The organism is Chryseobacterium sp. SIMBA_028, assembly GCF_046535285.1.
Taxonomy (GTDB): domain Bacteria; phylum Bacteroidota; class Bacteroidia; order Flavobacteriales; family Weeksellaceae; genus Chryseobacterium.
Window position 1 is genome coordinate 146,672 of record NZ_JAWRWZ010000004.1, and the last position, 17,768, is coordinate 164,439.

18 protein-coding genes are annotated in these 17,768 nt (G+C 35.1%); 15 read left to right on the plus strand and 3 right to left on the minus strand.

The features are described 5' to 3' along the window. The first annotated feature begins 3 nt into the window (after positions 1-3). Positions 4-1,518 (plus strand): WG repeat-containing protein, encoded by a 1,515-nt coding sequence (locus SCA31_RS06585; protein ID WP_410696178.1) that lies wholly within the window; start codon positions 4-6, stop codon positions 1,516-1,518. Positions 1,519-1,691: 173 nt separating this feature from the next. Beyond that, entirely contained in the window at positions 1,692-2,435 is a 744-nt protein-coding gene (gene fabG / locus SCA31_RS06590) for a 3-oxoacyl-[acyl-carrier-protein] reductase (RefSeq protein WP_410696180.1), read from the plus strand. Positions 2,436-2,475: 40 nt separating this feature from the next. On the opposite strand, the gene SCA31_RS06595 is transcribed toward fabG, so the two are convergent. Then, positions 2,476-3,513 (minus strand): GMP reductase, encoded by a 1,038-nt coding sequence (locus SCA31_RS06595; RefSeq protein WP_410696182.1) that lies wholly within the window; start codon positions 3,511-3,513, stop codon positions 2,476-2,478. Between SCA31_RS06595 and SCA31_RS06600 the strand changes: the two genes are divergently transcribed. The 5 genes from SCA31_RS06600 to SCA31_RS06620 all read left to right on the plus strand — a co-directional run bounded on the left by SCA31_RS06600 (position 3,494) and on the right by SCA31_RS06620 (position 9,409). After that, entirely contained in the window at positions 3,494-4,315 is an 822-nt protein-coding gene (locus SCA31_RS06600; protein WP_410696184.1) for a prolipoprotein diacylglyceryl transferase, read from the plus strand. The genes SCA31_RS06595 and SCA31_RS06600 overlap by 20 nt on opposite strands. Positions 4,316-4,325: 10 nt before the next feature. After that, positions 4,326-4,553, plus strand: a complete 228-nt coding sequence (locus SCA31_RS06605; protein WP_410696186.1) for a hypothetical protein — start codon at positions 4,326-4,328, stop codon at positions 4,551-4,553. Between the two features lie 18 nt (positions 4,554-4,571). Beyond that, a complete protein-coding gene (locus tag SCA31_RS06610; protein ID WP_410696188.1) occupies positions 4,572-5,975 on the plus strand; it encodes a radical SAM protein in 1,404 nt (467 codons plus the stop codon). Positions 5,976-6,175: 200 nt separating this feature from the next. Then, on the plus strand, positions 6,176-6,964 hold the full coding sequence (surE, locus tag SCA31_RS06615) for a 5'/3'-nucleotidase SurE (protein ID WP_410696189.1): 789 nt from the start codon (positions 6,176-6,178) through the stop codon (positions 6,962-6,964). 315 nt (positions 6,965-7,279) lie between these two features. Continuing rightward, entirely contained in the window at positions 7,280-9,409 is a 2,130-nt protein-coding gene (locus tag SCA31_RS06620; RefSeq protein WP_410696190.1) for a carboxy terminal-processing peptidase, read from the plus strand. 52 nt (positions 9,410-9,461) lie between these two features. Here SCA31_RS06620 and SCA31_RS06625 read toward each other — a convergent pair whose 3' ends face one another. Beyond that, complete coding sequence (locus tag SCA31_RS06625) at positions 9,462-9,965, minus strand: superoxide dismutase family protein (protein ID WP_410696191.1); 504 nt, start codon at positions 9,963-9,965, stop codon at positions 9,462-9,464. A gap of 332 nt (positions 9,966-10,297) precedes the next feature. On the opposite strand from SCA31_RS06625, the gene SCA31_RS06630 reads away from it, so the two are divergent. Both SCA31_RS06630 and SCA31_RS06635 read left to right on the plus strand, forming a co-directional pair. Then, on the plus strand, positions 10,298-12,547 hold the full coding sequence (locus tag SCA31_RS06630) for a carboxypeptidase-like regulatory domain-containing protein (protein ID WP_410696192.1): 2,250 nt from the start codon (positions 10,298-10,300) through the stop codon (positions 12,545-12,547). Positions 12,548-12,595: 48 nt separating this feature from the next. Further along, a complete protein-coding gene (locus SCA31_RS06635; RefSeq protein WP_410696193.1) occupies positions 12,596-13,255 on the plus strand; it encodes a hypothetical protein in 660 nt (219 codons plus the stop codon). 120 nt (positions 13,256-13,375) lie between these two features. Here the strand turns inward: SCA31_RS06635 and SCA31_RS06640 are convergent, their stop codons facing one another. After that, the gene (locus SCA31_RS06640; RefSeq protein ID WP_162926217.1) at positions 13,376-13,537 is read right to left on the minus strand and encodes a hypothetical protein; all 162 of its coding nucleotides are present in this window, start codon (positions 13,535-13,537) and stop codon (positions 13,376-13,378) included. Between the two features lie 315 nt (positions 13,538-13,852). On the opposite strand from SCA31_RS06640, the gene SCA31_RS06645 reads away from it, so the two are divergent. From SCA31_RS06645 to SCA31_RS06670, 6 genes are all read left to right on the plus strand, one after another. Then, positions 13,853-15,184, plus strand: a complete 1,332-nt coding sequence (locus tag SCA31_RS06645) for a 2TM domain-containing protein (RefSeq protein WP_410696194.1) — start codon at positions 13,853-13,855, stop codon at positions 15,182-15,184. Continuing rightward, positions 15,168-15,464: a 2TM domain-containing protein gene (locus SCA31_RS06650; protein ID WP_410696195.1), complete on the plus strand. Its 297-nt coding sequence runs from the start codon at positions 15,168-15,170 to the stop codon at positions 15,462-15,464. The genes SCA31_RS06645 and SCA31_RS06650 overlap by 17 nt, the downstream gene beginning before the upstream one ends. Before the next feature lie 129 nt (positions 15,465-15,593). Further along, positions 15,594-16,163 carry a methyltransferase family protein gene (locus SCA31_RS06655; RefSeq protein ID WP_410696196.1) on the plus strand — a complete coding sequence of 190 codons (570 nt, stop codon included), beginning with the start codon at positions 15,594-15,596 and terminating at the stop codon, positions 16,161-16,163. 144 nt (positions 16,164-16,307) lie between these two features. Beyond that, positions 16,308-16,598 (plus strand): 2TM domain-containing protein, encoded by a 291-nt coding sequence (locus tag SCA31_RS06660; protein WP_410696197.1) that lies wholly within the window; start codon positions 16,308-16,310, stop codon positions 16,596-16,598. A 20-nt stretch (positions 16,599-16,618) separates the two neighbouring features. Beyond that, entirely contained in the window at positions 16,619-16,891 is a 273-nt protein-coding gene (locus SCA31_RS06665) for a 2TM domain-containing protein (RefSeq protein ID WP_410696198.1), read from the plus strand. A 54-nt stretch (positions 16,892-16,945) separates the two neighbouring features. After that, positions 16,946-17,689, plus strand: a complete 744-nt coding sequence (locus tag SCA31_RS06670; protein WP_410696199.1) for a LytR/AlgR family response regulator transcription factor — start codon at positions 16,946-16,948, stop codon at positions 17,687-17,689. The last annotated feature ends 79 nt before the right edge of the window (positions 17,690-17,768 follow it).

Below are 17,768 nucleotides of genomic sequence, written 5' to 3' on the forward strand. Positions count from 1 at the left end.
TAATTGAAAAAACTAATTTTTGTATTGTGTTCTACAGTTTGTATGGGGCAGACTAACCAATACACGAAGGTTCTCCTTTCCAAAAAAACCGGTAAGGAGGTAAATTCATATTCAGATGGATTCGGAACGGTGTATGACCCAGTTTCCAAAAAAGACGGAATTGTAGATGCATCAGGAACCATCACCTTTGAATCTCCCCACAAAGGAGGAATTTCACATATTTTCAAAAAAAGATTTATTCTTTATTCGGAAGAAGCTAATAACAAGAGAAAATCTGCAATTATCGATGAAAAAGGGAATGAACTTGTTCCTTTAGATGATCATGAGTTCAATACTCCGTGGTGGAGCAGGGAACGTATTATTTCTTCCAAACAGGGGAAGGATGCGGTTTATGATTATAACGGAAAGCAGATAATTCCTTATTCAGATAAAATTAGGTTTGCAGGAAAAGACAGATTCTTTGTTTTGAAAGATCAAAAATGGCTTTTGTATGACTATAATGGCAAGCAAACCAATGATCGCGAATTTAGGGACGACTATAACTTTGAAAATGGAAAAGCCCTTATCATCAATGAAGAAAATCAGAGTGAGATTATAGGAAGTGATGGGCATACGTTGCATAAATTTTCAAAACAGATTGATAATATTAATGCTTATCCCTTTTTAATTACAAAAAATAAGGTGACCGGAAAATACGGATTGATTGATACAGATGAAAACATCATTGCTGATGAAGTTTTTAATGAAATCACTCCTGAATACTTTGGCAAGAAAGAATATATTTATCTCAAAAAACGAAGTAAAATAACGGTTTTTTCTAAAAAGGATAGACAATTATACTCTGGTAATTTTGAATTTCCAACTCCTTTATTTCACGGCTTTTTAAGTGTTTATAACGACAAGTTAAAAAAGTACGGTATTGTTGATCTGCAAGGAAGTATAATAATGTCCCATGAGTATGAATTTATTAAAGATTTTACCCTTTCAGGAAAAGATTTTATTTACCTTAAAAAAGGAAGTGAAGAACAGCTTCTTAATACCGATCTTAAAAATATTTTAAATGAAGGGGATCGGATTCTTGGCTTTTATCCTGAGAGTTTGATTATCAGTAATAAAGATAAGTACTACAAAATTTCAATGGCATCCCAATCTAGAGTGGAACTGGAAGGAATTACTTTTGTTAAAAGTCAGGATATTGGATATTTTAACATTCTTAATGAATACTCAAAACCTCTTGTCTGTAGGAATGACAGTCATCTTTATGGTGTTCTGGATGGAAAAGGAACAGAAATTGTACCATTCGTCTACGAAGATATTATAGCATTTGAAAATTTTGAAAATGAAATTGTTGTAAAAAAAGACAGCAAATTTGGAGTTTTAAATTTTCAGAATGAGCCTTTAACAGAGATTATTTACGACACTTATTTTTGGATGAAAGAAGTATTGAAAATGAACAAAGGAAAAAAATCAGATTTCATTTATTTCACCAGATTTAGAAATGAGTTGACGGAACTTTAGTAAAATTGCAAAAAAAAACACATAAAAGTTCAGTATTTTAATGAATTAAATGTGTTGAATAACAATTTATAATATCTTTGCAAACCGTTTAATTCCGGAAAGGAATTATGAATGCTAATTGAGTCAGCCATCACAAGCTGAACAAGTTATAAAGAAAATAATTGTCAATAGATATGAGAATATTAGAAGGAAAAGTAGCACTAATTACCGGAGCTACAAGAGGAATCGGAAAGGGGATCGCTGAAATGTTTGCTCAGCAAGGGGCAAAAGTAGCATTTACCTATGCCGGCTCTGTAGACAAAGCTAAAGAATTAGAGGCAGCTTTAAGTTCTGTAACCCAAATTAAAGGATATCAGTCTGACGCATCAGATTATGATGCAGCTCAAAAACTAGTAGAAGATGTAATGGAGGAGTTTGGAAAGATTGATATTTTGGTAAACAATGCAGGAATTACAAAAGATAACCTGTTATTGAGAATGTCCAAAGATGATTGGGATAAAGTAATCAAGGTAAACCTGGATTCAGTTTTTAACCTTACAAAAGCGGTAATCAAACCGATGATGAAGGCAAAGTCAGGATCTATCATCAATATGACCTCAGTAGTTGGAGTAAAAGGAAATGCAGGACAGGCTAACTATGCCGCGTCTAAAGCTGGGGTAATTGGCTTTACGAAGTCTGTTGCATTGGAATTAGGGTCCAGAAATATCAGATGTAATGCAATTGCTCCTGGATTTATTGAAACTGAAATGACAGCTGTTTTGGATGAAAAAACAGTTCAGGGATGGAGAGATGGCGTTCCAATGAAAAGAGGAGGCCAGCCGGAAGATATCGCTAATGCTTGTGTATTCTTCGGAAGTGATATGTCAGCATATATTACCGGACAGACATTAAATGTAGATGGTGGAATGCTAACTTAAAAAATAGAAAGAGGCTATACAAAATGTATAGCCTCTTTTTTTAATTAAAAACCTGATTTTCCTGTTCCTGAACCCTGATAAAAGTAGTTCTTTTGGAAAGTTCCTTAAGTTTGGAAGCCCCTACATAGGTACAGGTAGATCGTACCCCTCCTAAAATATCCTTTACTGTTTCTGAAACAGGTCCTTTGTAAGCCACTTTCACCGTTTTCCCTTCAGATGCACGGTACTCAGCTACCCCTCCAGAATGTTTATCCATAGCTGTTTTGGAGCTCATTCCGTAGAATGAACGGTATTTTTTACCATTCTCTTCAACCATTTCGCCACCGCTTTCGTCATGGCCGGCAAACATTCCACCCAGCATAACGAAATCTGCACCGCCACCAAAGGCCTTGGCAACATCTCCAGGAACTTTGCAGCCTCCATCTGCAATGATATGACCACCCAATCCGTGGGCAGCATCAGCACATTCAATAATTGCTGAAAGTTGAGGATAGCCTACCCCTGTTTTTACACGGGTTGTACATACGGATCCGGGACCAATCCCAACTTTGATGATATCTGCTCCTACCAAAAGAAGCTCTTCTACCATTTCTCCGGTCACCACATTTCCGGCAATGATGATCTTATCCGGAAAATTTGCTCTTGCCGTCTTCACAAATTGAACAAAATGTTCCGAATATCCATTGGCTACATCTATGCAGAGAAACTCTATTTTTGGGTGCTTTTCAAGGATTAATCGGATTTTCTCTTCATCTGCTTTTCCTGTTCCGGTACTTAGGGCAATATATTGATGAATGCTTTCTGGCTGGCTTTGCAGAAATTGACTCCATTCTTCAGCAGTATAATGTTTGTGTACCGCTGTGATAATTTTATCCTTAGCCAGTTCTACGGCCATTTCAAAGGTTCCTACAGTATCCATATTGGCAGCAATAATAGGGATGCCACTCCATCTTTTTTTAGTGTGCTTGAAAATAAACTCCCTTTCCAGATCTACTTCTGAACGGGACTTTAATGTGGAACGTTTAGGGCGGAACATTACATCCTTAAACCCCAGTTTTATGTCATATTCTATACGCATCTTGTATTTATTTGTCAGAATAAAGGTAGTAAATAATCTGAAATGGATTATTTTTGGAGCAATGGATTTTCCTGTAGCTTTTCATATTTTCGGTAAAACAATCTTTGCACATCCTCTTTTTGAGGCGGTAGGAATGTTTCTGGGCATGCGGTATTATTTTTATGTCAAAAGAAAATCAAAGGAAAAGCTATCGTTCAACACTTCTGCAGCAGTTTTGATAGGGGCAACAGCAGGCGCTTTACTAGGCTCTAAACTTATTGGAAATCTGGAAAATCCTTATTTGATGTTTGATCGTTTTAGTGTTCAAAAATTCTGGTCAAGTAATACCATTGTGGGTGGACTAGCCTTTGGATTATTAGGAGTGGAGCTTGCCAAAAAGGTAGTTAATCATAAGGAAAGTACAGGCGATTTAATCGTTTTTCCCTTAATGCTGGCCATGATCATTGGAAGAATCGGCTGTTTCCTTACGGGAATTTATGAGGAAACCTATGGTATTCCTACGGATTCCATCTTTGGAATGAATCTGGGAGATCAATATCTCAGGCATCCTGTTGCCTTGTATGAGATTGGTTTTTTAATCATTCTTTGGATTTGCCTGAAGTATATTCAAAAACTGAAAAGACATCCATCAGGGTTTCTTTTTCAGATCTTTATGCTGAGTTACTTTACCTTTAGGCTTTTGTTGGATTTTATTAAACCCAGGGTTGAAATTTTAGGGAATTTAGGAACTATTCAAATAGTATGTATTTGTGTAATTATTTACTACATTTATACTATGAAAAACACTCAATCCACTATTTAAAATATTCAAGATGAAATCTTTAACACTTTTGGAAGCTGGTGACCTGACGGGTTTAGTAATCATGATCGTTGGTATTATGATTTTAGGCGCCTTGTTCTTTTCTATCATTGTTACCTTTGTTGTAAAGCTAATTTACGAAAGAAAGGATGATAAGAAGTTCAGCAAAAAACAGTTTATACAAACCTTTGTGATTAGTCTGTTGATCTGTGGCCTGATTAGCGGGTATATTTGTGGATAAGGAATTTAAAAATTAATTATGCCGATAAGAAATTATACATACTACGATTATACCATTAGTCTTTGCCCGGAATGTCTGAAGAGAGTAGGTGCAAAGATTATTATAGAGGATGAAGCCGTTTTTATGACCAAAAGATGTCCTGATCATGGTTTCTTTAAAACAAAAATTGCTTCAGACGTACCCTATTACAAAAATATAAGAAACTATAATAAAGCTTCGGAAATGCCACTTCACTTCGGAACAGATGTGGAGTACGGATGTCCTTATGACTGTGGGCTTTGTATAGATCATGAACAACACAGCTGCCTTTCCATTGTGGAGGTTACAGATCGTTGTAATCTGACCTGTCCTACCTGCTATGCAATGTCATCACCTCATTATGGCAGTCATAGAAGTCTGGAGGAAATTGAGGCGATGTTTGATGTTATTGTTAAAAATGAGGGTGAACCGGATGTTGTTCAGATCAGTGGGGGAGAGCCCACCATCCATCCTGAGTTTTTTAAAATTATGGACATAGCGAAGACCAAGCCTATTAAACATTTAATGTTGAATACGAATGGGATAAGAATTGCCAATGATCCAGGTTTTGCAGAAAAACTGGCAACGTATGCTCCTGAATTTGAGGTGTATCTTCAGTTCGATTCTTTTAAGGCGGAAGTTTTAGAGGAGTTTAGGGGAAAGGATCTCAGTTCGGTAAGGATGAAAGCACTGGAAAAACTGAATGAACTCAATCTTTCCACTACCTTGGTTATTGTTCTTCAAAAAGATAAAAATATAGATGAAATAGGGAAGATCATTGAATTTGCCCTGAAGCAGAAATGTGTAAGAGGAATTACATTCCAGCCTGTGGAAATTGCAGGGAGAAATAGGGAGGATTCGGCTTACGAGAAAATCACTTTAACGGAAGTGAGACAGGAAATCATCAATCAGTTTCCAATTTTGAATTCTGATGATATTATTCCGGTTCCATGTAATCCGGATGCCTTGGCAATGGGATATATTTTAAAACTTGAAGACGAAACCATTCCTTTAACACGTTATATTAATCCTGCTGATCTTCTGAATAATGAATCCAGAAATACCATTGTCTACGAGCAGGATAAAGGGCTTCACATGCAGTTGCTGGACATATTCAGTACCGGTATTTCTGTAGATAAAGTAAAACCTAAGGTCAACCAGTTACTTTGTTGTCTTCCGGAGGTCTGTGCCCCTGACCTCGATTATGATAATCTGTTCAGAATTATTATCATGAACTTTATGGATGCCCATGATTTTGATGTTCGGGCTGTGAAAAAGTCGTGTGTTCACATTGTCAATAAAGACCTGAAACTGATCCCATTTGAAACCATGAACCTTTTCTACCGTGATGATAAGAAAAGCTATTTAGAAGAATTAAGAAAAGAAGATAGAGTATTGTTTTAAGATAGAGGCATTATCTATTTCTACAACAGGGTTTCCTTTCAGATTGAGTATAGAAATCTCTCTATTTAATTCAATGATAACAAATCTGCTGTTTTATAGCATCTTATTTTTAGCTACATTTGATGGGTGAAAATTCTTTTTGTTCAATTCTCAAAATGAACAGATTGTACGCATTTGTATTAAAAAAATTAAGATAATATATGGAAAGACCACTTATTCTGGTTACTAATGATGATGGGATTACAGCACCAGGTATCAGAAACCTTGTCAATTTTATGAATGAAATCGGAGAAGTAATTGTTGTAGCTCCGAACTCGCCTCAAAGTGGAAAAGGCCACGCAATCACTATTAATTCTACCCTAAGTTACGAAGAAGTAACCCTAGATGGTCCACAGATTGATTTTTCTTGTAGTGGAACTCCTGTAGACTGTGTAAAAATGGCTCTCGATAAAATTTTAACAAGAAGACCGGATATCGTAGTTTCTGGAATTAATCACGGAGCAAACTCATCTATCAATGTAATCTATTCAGGAACAATGTCTGCAGCTGTAGAAGCAGGAGTGGAGGGAATTCCTGCTATTGGGTTCTCATTACTGGATTTCAGCTGGGAGGCTGATTTTACTCAAGCTAAAGAGTTTATTCAGAATATAGTAAGAAAAACATTGGAAAACCCAATGCCAAAGGGAATTGTTCTGAATGTAAATATTCCAAAACTTCCTAAAGAGGAAATAAAAGGAGTAAAAGTTTGTAAGCAGGCTAATGCTAAATGGGAAGAAAGCTTTGATGAAAGAGTAAACCCACACGGAAAAAAATATTACTGGTTAACCGGTTACTTCAATAATATGGATGATTCTGAGGATGCTGATGAAATAGCTTTGGCCAACGGATATATCTCGATTGTACCTGTTAAGTTTGACCTGACAGCATATGAATATATGAAAAAGTTGGAGGAAGTAATGGTTTTTGATACTGTAAAGGATGCTAAATAGGATTTTAAAAAACATTGATTTCTAAACATACTTAGGGTAGGAAATAGTTTTTTCCTGCCCTTTTCTTTCAATGTCAATAGATTCAATTCTTTTCAAGGAATGATACTTAGCTGATGAAAGCCGTTTCACTTTTTATCCTATATTTAAGATGATGGTTTCTGCAATAAAAAAAGACGCACATCTATTGAATAAAAAACCTGAAAACTATACGATATTTGTAAATAAGGTATTAAATTTGATAGTTTGTAACAGTCTGCTAATTATTGCTACTCATTACAATACTTATATTTTTAAAATTATAAATAAAGACAGTTTATGTGGAAAAATTTCAAACTGAATAAATTTTTACTACTGATTCCATTAACCAGTCTAATGTTTTGCTTCAACTCGCCAAAGAACGATGATGAAAAGATGCAGACAATAATGGTGAGCGTAAAAAATACCCTTTCTTACCTGCACTATAGTCCAAAAACTATTAATGATGCCTACTCAAAGGACGTTTATAAGCACTATTTTGAATTAGTAGATCCTGCGAAAAGATATTTCCTTCAATCTGATATGGATGAATTCAACAAGCATGAAACCAAGCTTGATGATTATATCAACCAGGGTGATCTTTCATTCTATAAGCTTACCATCGACAGGCTTTACCAGAGAGTAGATGAGATTGATAAGATTACACAGGATATTTTCAGTAAACCGATTAATCTTCAGGAAGATGAAACACTTACTTTAGAGCCCAAACTTAAAAAGGTACCCGCCAACAAGCAGGAACAATACAATGAGTGGAAAAAGTTCATTAAATACAATATCCTTCAGGAAATTGAATCGATGAACAGTAAAGAAGAGGCTCAAAAAGAAAAGAAAGATTCAGTTCAGAAGTACAAGTTACAGGATACAATCAAGTTTAAGGTTCTTACTCAGGACGAAAAGATCAAAAAAGCAACAGATGAAGTAAAAGATCTTGTAAAGGATACGTTTACCAGATTCAAAAAGAGAAAGAAAATGGATTGGTTTACAGTGTATATGAATGCATATACAGAAGTATTTGATCCACATACCAATTATTATTCTCCAAAGGATAAAGAAGATTTCGATACTCAGTTTACCGGAAAGGTAATAGGGATTGGAGCTTTAATTCAGGAGAAAAAAGGAAACCTTTACCTGGGTGCTCTTACAATTGGTGCTCCGGCATGGAAGTCCAAGCAGCTTTCTGAAGGGGATAAGATTCTAAAGGTAAAATCCAAGCCGAAAGATGATGCTGTAAACGTAGTAGGAATGCTTTCTGATGAAGCGGTAAGATTAATCCGAGGAGAAAAAGGAACACCTGTTACCTTAACGGTTCAGAAAAAAGATGGTACCATAAAAGATGTAACCATGATCCGTGAGGAAGTTGCCATTGAAGATACTTTTGCAAGAAGTATTGTAGTAAATGCTCCAAATGGAAAAAAATACGGGTTTATCAATCTTCCTAGCTTTAATGCTGATTTTGAAAATGCCAAAGGAAGAAACGCTTCGGATGATATTAAAAATGAAATCGTTAAGCTTAAAGCTCAGAATATTGAAGGAATTGTTTTAGACCTTAGAAATAATGGTGGAGGTTCCTTAACGGAAGTAGGAGATATTATGGGTCTTTTCATGGATGCCGGACCTTATGTACAGGTAAAGGATGGAAATGGAAAAATACAGACTCTAAAGAATAAAAATGAAACTCCAATCTGGACAGGCCCTTTAGTGATTATGCAAAACGAACTTTCTGCTTCGGCTTCTGAGATCTTGGCAGGTGTAATGCAGGATTACGGAAGAGCAATGATCATCGGATCTCCACAATCTTTTGGGAAAGGTACCGTACAGACTTTTGTTGACCTGAACAGATTCCTGAATACTGAGGATGATTTTGGATCTTTAAAACTAACCATTCAGAAATTCTATAGAATTACAGGTGAATCTACACAGAGAAAAGGAATTGTTTCAGATATTCAGATGAAAGATTTCTTTACCTATGCAGAAGTAGGAGAAAGATATGATGACTTTGCGCTGGCTTGGGATAAAATTCCGGCTACCAAATTCGAAAAACTGAACTTCTTTAATATTCAGGCTCTTGAAAAGGCAAGTGCAGATAGAATGGCTAAAAACAAGAATTATCAGTTGCTTTTAGAATCTGCTCAATGGAGAGAAAAATTAGACAAAGAAGAAAACATTACTTTGAATATCAATAAATTCAATGAAGTGATGAAACATAGAAAATCTCAAATTGAAAAATTTAAGGTACTGACTAAGTTTGAAAATGGACTTCAGTTTATCATGTATCCAAGTGAGGTTGAAAGAGAGAAAAAAGATGAAGCGTTCAAGAAAAAATCTGAAATGTGGATCAAGAACCTTAAAAAGGATCTCTATCTGCAAGAAGCAATGAATATTGTTTCAGAGATGGGAACAAAATCATAAACATAAAAAAACCGCTAATGAAAATTAGCGGTTTTTTTATTGAATAAAAGGATTACTTAATTTCTACACATCCCACTCTTCCTCCAGCGTTTCCTGTAGGCTGAGTATGGAAGTCATCAGCTGCAGCATGCACAATAAGGCCTTTTCCGATAATGTTCTTAGACTCGTCTGTACAGCCAAGACACCACTTGTCTGTCTTGAATGTAAGTGTTGCAGTTCCGCTTTGGTCAGCAACTAAATTTCCTATATCTCCCATATGGAAATGCTCAGCACCCCATTTTCCGTGATCGTTCTTGGATGGGTTCCAGTGTCCGCCAGTAGAGGTTCCGTCTGCAGCAGAACAATCTCCTTTTTCATGAATGTGTACAGCATGTATTCCAGGGGTAAGGTTCGTTATGTCCAGCTTCAGGATGACATCATTTCCTTGTTGGGTAAACTTTGCTGTTCCACCTGTTTCTGTTCCGCTTTTGGCATTTACGCTGTATGTTTTAGTAGTTCCGCAAGAAACGGCAAAAAACGCACATCCCGCCAATAATGCTAATGTTTGTACTTTCATTTTTAAATGATTTATAATGATTTAATGATAAATTTAAAAAAGATTTTCCAGAACCCTTTAGGATTTCGGTCTTTTTTAGGAAGATATTATTATTCAGAATTGTAATATGCCTTGTTTTGGCCTCTAAACCTGCTGGTTGGGTGTCAAGATAATTATTTTTAAATAAGATCAAAACAAAGCCTGAAAAAGATCAATAAAAGACAAATAATACCGTGGATTTTTGTATTCCGATTCATTAATTTCCCATTCGGTAAGAAAACAATACCCTTCAGTAATAATTTTTTTACAGAAGGGTATTTATCGTATTACTTTTGATCCAGAAAACAATAACCATGAAAGCACAAGCTCATAAAATATTCTTTCTTATTGCTCTTCTCTTTTTTGTAATAGGATATTCTCAGATAAAAATATCGGGTAAAGTAACCTTTAAAAATAAAGGGATAAATGAGGTAAATGTCACATTAAAAGACACCTATGATGGAGCAACAACTGATGCACAAGGACGTTTTTCCTTTGAAACCTTAGAAAAAGGAAGTCATGTTCTAACCTTTACCCACCCGAAATATGAAGAGATTAACAAAACTATTGTAATTGATAATCAGGATGTTTTATTAGGAAATATTGAAATTAAAGAACAAGTAAGTGAGATTGATGCTATAGTGGTTTCTGCAGGTTCCATTGAAGCCAGTGATAAAAAAAGAGCAAGCGCATTACTTACGCCTACGGATATTTATACTATCGCAGGGGCCGATGCACAAGTTTCCTCTGCGCTAAACTATCTTCCCGGAGTACAGAAAGTGGGAGGAACGGAGGGGGTCTTTATCAGAGGAGGTACAGGAACAGAAGCTAAAATATTCATGGATGGAATTTTAATCAACAATTATTTCTCCAATTCAGTATCAGGAATAGCAGGAAGAGACCAGTTTAATACTTCTATTTTTAAAGGAAATGTATTTTCAAGTGGTGGTTATTCTGCATTATACGGACAGGCTCTTTCCGGAGCTGTATTGTTAGAAAGTGTTGATTTACCGGACCAGACTTCCTATGATTTTTCAGTTTCACCGATTTTTCTCGGTGGTGGATTTCAAAAATTAACCAATGACAATAGGCATTCTTATGGAGTTTCTTTGAATTATTCAGATTTAAGCCTAATGCAGAAAGTATTCAATTATAATACAAACTTTGTAGACTCTCCCAAAGGGCTGAATGGTAACTTTAATTTTAGAATTAAGACAAAATCAGGCGGGTTCATAAAATACTACGGAATGTATACTGGAAACAATATGGGCGTGAAATCAGAAAGTCTGGAGCCTGGAAGTGATTTTTCTCTGGTAAGACTGAAAGGAAAAAGCACTTATCATAATCTGACTTTTAGACAGAAATTTGGAAAATATCTGCTGAATGTGGGAACTTCGTATGCATTTAACAGATCTGACCTTAATTTTTCTACAGAAACCAATAATGTAGAATCAGACAGAACCAGATTGCTTACAGATGGGAACTATATCAATCTTAAAGCCGTTCTTGAAAGAAAAATTAACAGAATCAGCGCGATAAGAGGAGGTTTTGAGTTGAATAATGCCGATGAAAAACTAAACTTTGAAGATGTTCGGAAGCATTACAGGGATTTAATCTCCTCTGCTTTTGTAGAAACAGATCTTGGATTCAGTAATGCATTGTCAGCCAAAATAGGAGTGAGGGCAGAGCATTCATCTTATTTGGGAAAGAATAATATTGCACCTCGTTTTGCTCTGGCATACCGTTTAGCAAAGAATTGGACATCATCATTAGCCTATGGAATTTTCTACCAAAACCCAGAAAGTAAATACATTAATGGACCGGCCAATTTGGGCTTTCAGAAATCGGAACACTATGTTCTACAGGTTCAGAGAAGTTCAGAAGGGAGATCGCTGCGTCTGGAGGCTTTTTACAAAAAGTATGACCAGCTGATCAAAACCTACAACATTATTCCGGGAAATGCCCAGCAGCAACAGGTACAAACAGCCCTAAATAATGATGGTTACGGTTATTCAAAAGGAATGGAAGTATTCTGGCGCGATAATAATAAAACCTTTAAAAACATTGATTATTGGGTTAGTTATTCCTATCTGGATACCAAAAGAGACTTCCTTAATTATCCTGTAAGTATGAAACCCAACTTTGCTGCAGAACATACATTATCTGTAGTCGTCAAAAGATTTATTCCGGAATGGAAAGTAGGTGCTAATCTGTCTTATTTATACACCAAAGGACGACCGTATTATGATATTGCATCGAGGTGGGAAGATGGAAAAGCTGTTAATTATACTAGAAATGAAGGAGAATTAAAAGACTACAACAGCCTTAATCTGAGCTTTAATTACCTGCCCAATATAGGGAAGAAAGACGCAAAGGTATTTCCCATATTTGTTCTGAGTGTTTCCAATATTTTAGGCTCAAAAAATGTGTATGGATATAATTTTTCAACAGACGGCTCCAGAAGTTCAGCTGTTTTGCCGCCAGTAAATACCTTTGTATTTGTAGGTGCATTCTTCATCTTTGGAGTAGATAAAACAGAGGATGTAATCAACAGTAATTTATAAAAACATATCTTCGGAAAACAATACAATTAACTTTTTAAAATTAATATAATGAAAAAATACATTTTAAGCTTTGCTTTAGTTTTGATGAGCTTAACCGCTTTCGCTCAATCAGATTATGAAAAAATTATGTCTGAAAAGATTGGGAAAATAGAGGCTTGCAAAACAACAGAAGAGTTTCAGGCATTGGCAAATGATTTTCAGAGAATAGGAAGTAAAGAAAGTGGACAATGGCTTCCTGCATACTATGCTGCTTTTTCCTATATTCAAAAAGGAAGACTTATGATGAGGAATGGAAATGTGCAGGAACTGGATGGGGTAGCCGCACAGGCTGAAAAATATTTAGGCACAGCCCAGAATCTTGCTGGAGCAGATAATGCGGAGATTCACCTGCTGAAAAAAATGGCTTATTCTCTCAGAATGATGGTTAATCCACAGCAACGTTTTATGACCGATGGTGCGAGAGCATCTGAAGAGCTTATTAGAGCAGAGAAGCTGGATCCTGCCAATCCAAGAATTGCCCTGATTAAAGCTGAGGATATTTATTTTACTCCAGAACAGTTTGGAGGAAGTAAAACCAAGGGAATAGAAATGTTTAAGGAAACCATTGCAAAATTTAATGCTTTTAAGCCTAAAACCACTTTAGACCCAAACTGGGGAAGAGCAGAAGCAGAATATTTTATGAGCTTACCTGTAGAAAAGAGTAAGTAATGAACTGGTTTTCATTTTCTACAGTTTAGAAATAGCAAACGACACCATTTATTGCGGATTAAAGTAAATCGGCTGCCTCAAAGTGAGGCAGCCGATTTTATAATTTAAATTATTTGAATATTAGCATGCAAAAACAGAGCATCTTCCAAATTGGTTTCTACACATATTCCATCCACATCCATCATCTTCAAATGGATCTTTTATCATTAATCCTCCAGCAACTTTCTTTTGCTCGTCTCTGGTTAATTTTTTTAGTTCTTTTAACTTGATTTGTTTTTTCATTTTAGTTTGTTTTTTGATGTTTCCTACTCTTTAAGCTTTTCGGATAACGCTAATTTGTATTTCCCTAAATTAGGGTAAATGTTTTAAATTGCAAAATTATTTTCATAAAAATGTTTATTTTTTAATAGATTTTATATTTAAACATGTAATAAATGTATTGAATTGTTAATTTTAATTATTAGTGTAAATTCAGTATTAGATAGTGTTTTTTCGCTATGTCTTCAAATACCATTCGGGGGCAAAAAGCTACCGTTCAGTAAGAAATAATTTTACTTACCTTTAATAAAGACTAATTTTGAACCAAGAAAATGAATCATGAAACGTAAGGAAATTATCACACTATTTTGGGTCTCACTCATAGTCTCCATGTTTTTCTTTTTTGCCTTTACATCAGAGAAAAGTATAGAGAGTTTTGTCCTTACCATGCTTATTTCCCTGCTCTATACTGTGATATTGGGAGGCGGAAATGGGTTTCTCAACAGTTTTCTCAATAAAAGATTTCCCTGGTCTGAAGAAACAACCAAAAGAGCAGTTATAAGTATTATTTCCATTGTTATTGCTAACATTGTATTGGTCTATTTGTGTAACTATATCAATTTTGTGTTGATTCAGAATGCAAGTACTACCGAGGAGTTTTTCTCAGGGAAATATAATCTTGTCAATTGGTTTACCATCAATATTGCACTGCTTATTTCAGCATTCCTACATGCCAAAGGATTTATGGAAGAGTTGAAGAAAACTTCCAGAAAGGAAGTGGTAGAACAGAAGCTTATTGCCAAGTCTGCCAATGCACAATTTGAAAGTCTTAAGAACCAACTGGATCCTCATTTCCTTTTTAATTCTTTAAATGTTTTAAGCGCCCTGATAGATGAAAACCCTCATCAGGCCCAAAAGTTTACTGCTTCAATGTCAAAGATTTATCGTTATGTGCTTGAACAGAAAGATAAAGAACTGGTAACCGTGGAGGATGAAATGGAATTTGCAAAAACCTATTGTGACCTTTTAAAAACAAGATTTGAAGATAGTGTAGATTTTAACTTTGGTGTTAAAAAAGAAGACTACCGGAAATATGTAGTACCACTATCACTGCAGCTTCTGTTGGAAAATTGTATCAAGCATAATTTTGCAACCTCTTCAAAACCATTGGTTATTAGAATATTTTCAGAGGGAGATATCCTATGCATTGAGAATAATTTACAGGTAAGGGAGCAAATTAAGGAGAGTTCGGGTATTGGATTATCCAATATTGTACAGCGTTATTCTCTGCTTACCAAGCGAAATGTTTTTATAGAAAAATCTGAGGATTATTTTAAAGTAAAACTTCCAATGCTTGCAGATAAGCCTAATATTGTCAGTACAAAACCAGATGATGATTATAAGGCCTACAAAAAAGCACAAAAAAGAGTAAAGGAAATCAGAGGGTTCTACACCAATCTGATCTCTTATTGTATCGTTATTCCCTTTTTGATTTTTATCAATCTTTTTACAGGAAGCCGAAGTCATTGGTTTTGGTTCCCAGTATTTGGTTGGGGAATTGGTCTCGCATCCCACGCTTTTCAGGTATTTGGGATTGGAGAATCCTGGCAGGAAAAAAAGATTCGTGAAATAATGGATAAACAAAAAAATAGAAATGATGGAAACATTTGACGATGATGATATTCAATATCAGAAAGCAAAACGACAGGTAGAAAGGTTAAGAGGATTTTATAGCCATCTTTTTATCTACCTTATTATAAATCTGGTGATTGTCTATTATAATTATACGCATTTAAAACCCGGAGAAAGCTATTTTCAGTTTAAGAACTTCTTTACTGCCACTTTTTGGGGAATTGGGATTTTAGCACATGCGGCAGTAGTTTTTCTTTCCAAAACCAGTTACCTGCAAAAATGGGAAGAGAGAAAGATCCGTGAGCTGATGGAAAAATAAAAAAGAGATTAATACAGCCTTAAATGGACATAATAACTGATGAATTTATCAATAAAGGGTAATTTTTTTGTAAAAGGATGTTATTAAGCCTTTCGGAATTTCACCCTTTTTACCCTAAAAAATCACGATATGAATCCTTTACAAATACTGTTCTCTATTTCCATGGCTGCATGGTTTCTCAGCGAGTTTCTTTACAAAAGCATCTTAAAATCCAATAAAGAAGATAGAAAAGGTAAGGATAAATCAACGCTTAATATCCTGTGGCTGGCCATTCCGTTTTCCATTGCGGCGGCAATCACAATTTCCAAATTATCTACATTACCCATTACCGGTGGAGAATGGATTCTGTATGTAGGTGAAGCTTTTATTCTTATAGGAATTCTTATCAGATTTATCATCATAAGATCTTTAGGAAAATATTTTACGGTGGATGTTACTATCAAACAGGATCATAAGATCAAAAAAGTGGGTTTCTACAAATATCTGAGACATCCATCCTATGCCTTTTCTTTGCTTACATCACTTGGGCTTGGATTATATTTAAATAATTGGCTGTCATTGCTATTTGCGTTTGTTCCACCATTTTTAGCCTTTGCCTACAGAATTAAAATTGAAGAACAGGCTTTATTAGAACAGTTTGGCGAAGAATATATTGCCTATCGTAAAACGACAAAAAAACTAATCCCTTTTATTTATTAAAGCCCATCTGGTTCCGTTAATCTAGGGTTTTTACCATTCGGAAAGCATAAACTACCATTCGGTAATATAAAATTGATTTGAGGCCCTTTTCCATCATACCTTTGATTCAAGAAAAAAACAAATTAACTCTTAAATCAAAATAGTATGGAAACTTTTAGCAAAGAAACAACCGCATATGAAAGAGCCTCAAAAAGAGTAAAAGAATTAAAAGAATTCTATGGAAACCTTACTTCTTTCTGTATCGTAATTCCCTTTCTAGCTTTATTGAATATTATCACAGCACCCGGATATTTATGGTTTTTATGGCCAATGTTAGGCTGGGGAATAGGAATTGCGTTTCATGCAGTCAATATATTTGGAATTGGCAAAAGCTGGGAAGAGAAGAAAATTAAGGAGCTTATGGATCAGGAAAGAGGAAAAACAAAAACGTTATAATAACTTTAAAAAATATAATCATGGATTATAACAGAGCACACAACAGGGTTCGGCAATTGAAAAAATTCTATAAAAACCTTATGTGGTTTGGAATTGTTGCAGGAATCATTATGGGTAATGATCTTATTAAAAACGGATTGCATTATAATGTATTGAGCGGGCATTTGATACTGACTATCTGGGCAATTTTTATCATCATAAAAGCAATCTCTTTGTTTGTTTTTGATGACTCATGGGAAAAGAAAATAATGGATAAGGAATTTAAAAAAGATAAAAAGGCAATAGACTTTTAAAACCTCCTATTTTTTATCTAATTTTATTTCCAAAATTCTAAAACTGTAAATTCAATGATCAAAACGGTTATTATTGAAGACGAAAAACCAGCTTCAAGGAAATTAGAGAGAATGTTAAGTAACTTTCCTGAAATTGAAGTGGTTGCTAAAATAGAATCTGTAGAAGAAGGGGTAGCCTGGTTTTCTGAGAATGAACATCCTCAGCTGATCTTTTCTGACATTGTTCTGGGAGACGGGCTTTCATTCGATATCTTTGAAAAAATTCCTACCAAAGGATTTATCATTTATACAACCGCATTTGATCAGTATACCTTAAAAGCCTTTAAACTAAACAGTATAGATTATCTTTTGAAACCAATCCTTGAAGAAGATCTTATTGGGGCTGTAGAAAAATTTAAGTCATTTATTCCAGCCAATGATGCCATCGGTTCGCAGGATATAAAGCAGCTGATCAGGAAAGAAAAATCCACTCTTTCAAGAGTCTTGGTGAAGATAGGGTATAATCTGAAAATTGTTCAGGCACCCGAAATAAGCTGCTTTTTCAGTGAAAATAAGATTGTCTATTTACAAACAGAAGATCGTACCTATCCTTCAGATTTTACCCTAGACGAATTGGAAGATCTTTTGGATAATAAAAAGTTTTTCCGTGTCAATAGGCAGTTTATTATCAATTCTGATTATATAAAAAACATTCATACGTCACCTTATTACAAAGTAGACCTTGAATTTCAGCCTCAGGAAGAAATTACCGTTAGCAGAGATCGGGTTAAAGATTTCAAAGACTGGCTTGTAAGCTAAACTATAAATATAATAACCTCAAAAACACTACCATGGACCTCTTATTATTACTTTTCAAGCTTTTTCTCTCTATTTTTTA

Coding starts and splice junctions, on each gene's coding strand:
- SCA31_RS06625 (WP_410696191.1), bottom strand. CDS start 9,965: ATGAAAGTACAAACATTAGCATTATTGGCGGGATGTGCGTTTTTTGCC.
- SCA31_RS06605 (WP_410696186.1), top strand. CDS start 4,326: ATGAAATCTTTAACACTTTTGGAAGCTGGTGACCTGACGGGTTTAGTA.
- SCA31_RS06635 (WP_410696193.1), top strand. CDS start 12,596: ATGAAAAAATACATTTTAAGCTTTGCTTTAGTTTTGATGAGCTTAACC.
- SCA31_RS06600 (WP_410696184.1), top strand. CDS start 3,494: ATGTCATATTCTATACGCATCTTGTATTTATTTGTCAGAATAAAGGTA.
- SCA31_RS06650 (WP_410696195.1), top strand. CDS start 15,168: ATGATGGAAACATTTGACGATGATGATATTCAATATCAGAAAGCAAAA.
- SCA31_RS06670 (WP_410696199.1), top strand. CDS start 16,946: ATGATCAAAACGGTTATTATTGAAGACGAAAAACCAGCTTCAAGGAAA.
- SCA31_RS06665 (WP_410696198.1), top strand. CDS start 16,619: ATGGATTATAACAGAGCACACAACAGGGTTCGGCAATTGAAAAAATTC.
- SCA31_RS06595 (WP_410696182.1), bottom strand. CDS start 3,513: ATGCGTATAGAATATGACATAAAACTGGGGTTTAAGGATGTAATGTTC.
- SCA31_RS06655 (WP_410696196.1), top strand. CDS start 15,594: ATGAATCCTTTACAAATACTGTTCTCTATTTCCATGGCTGCATGGTTT.
- SCA31_RS06645 (WP_410696194.1), top strand. CDS start 13,853: ATGAAACGTAAGGAAATTATCACACTATTTTGGGTCTCACTCATAGTC.
- SCA31_RS06640 (WP_162926217.1), bottom strand. CDS start 13,537: ATGAAAAAACAAATCAAGTTAAAAGAACTAAAAAAATTAACCAGAGAC.
- SCA31_RS06610 (WP_410696188.1), top strand. CDS start 4,572: ATGCCGATAAGAAATTATACATACTACGATTATACCATTAGTCTTTGC.
- fabG (WP_410696180.1), top strand. CDS start 1,692: ATGAGAATATTAGAAGGAAAAGTAGCACTAATTACCGGAGCTACAAGA.
- SCA31_RS06620 (WP_410696190.1), top strand. CDS start 7,280: ATGTGGAAAAATTTCAAACTGAATAAATTTTTACTACTGATTCCATTA.
- surE (WP_410696189.1), top strand. CDS start 6,176: ATGGAAAGACCACTTATTCTGGTTACTAATGATGATGGGATTACAGCA.
- SCA31_RS06630 (WP_410696192.1), top strand. CDS start 10,298: ATGAAAGCACAAGCTCATAAAATATTCTTTCTTATTGCTCTTCTCTTT.
- SCA31_RS06660 (WP_410696197.1), top strand. CDS start 16,308: ATGGAAACTTTTAGCAAAGAAACAACCGCATATGAAAGAGCCTCAAAA.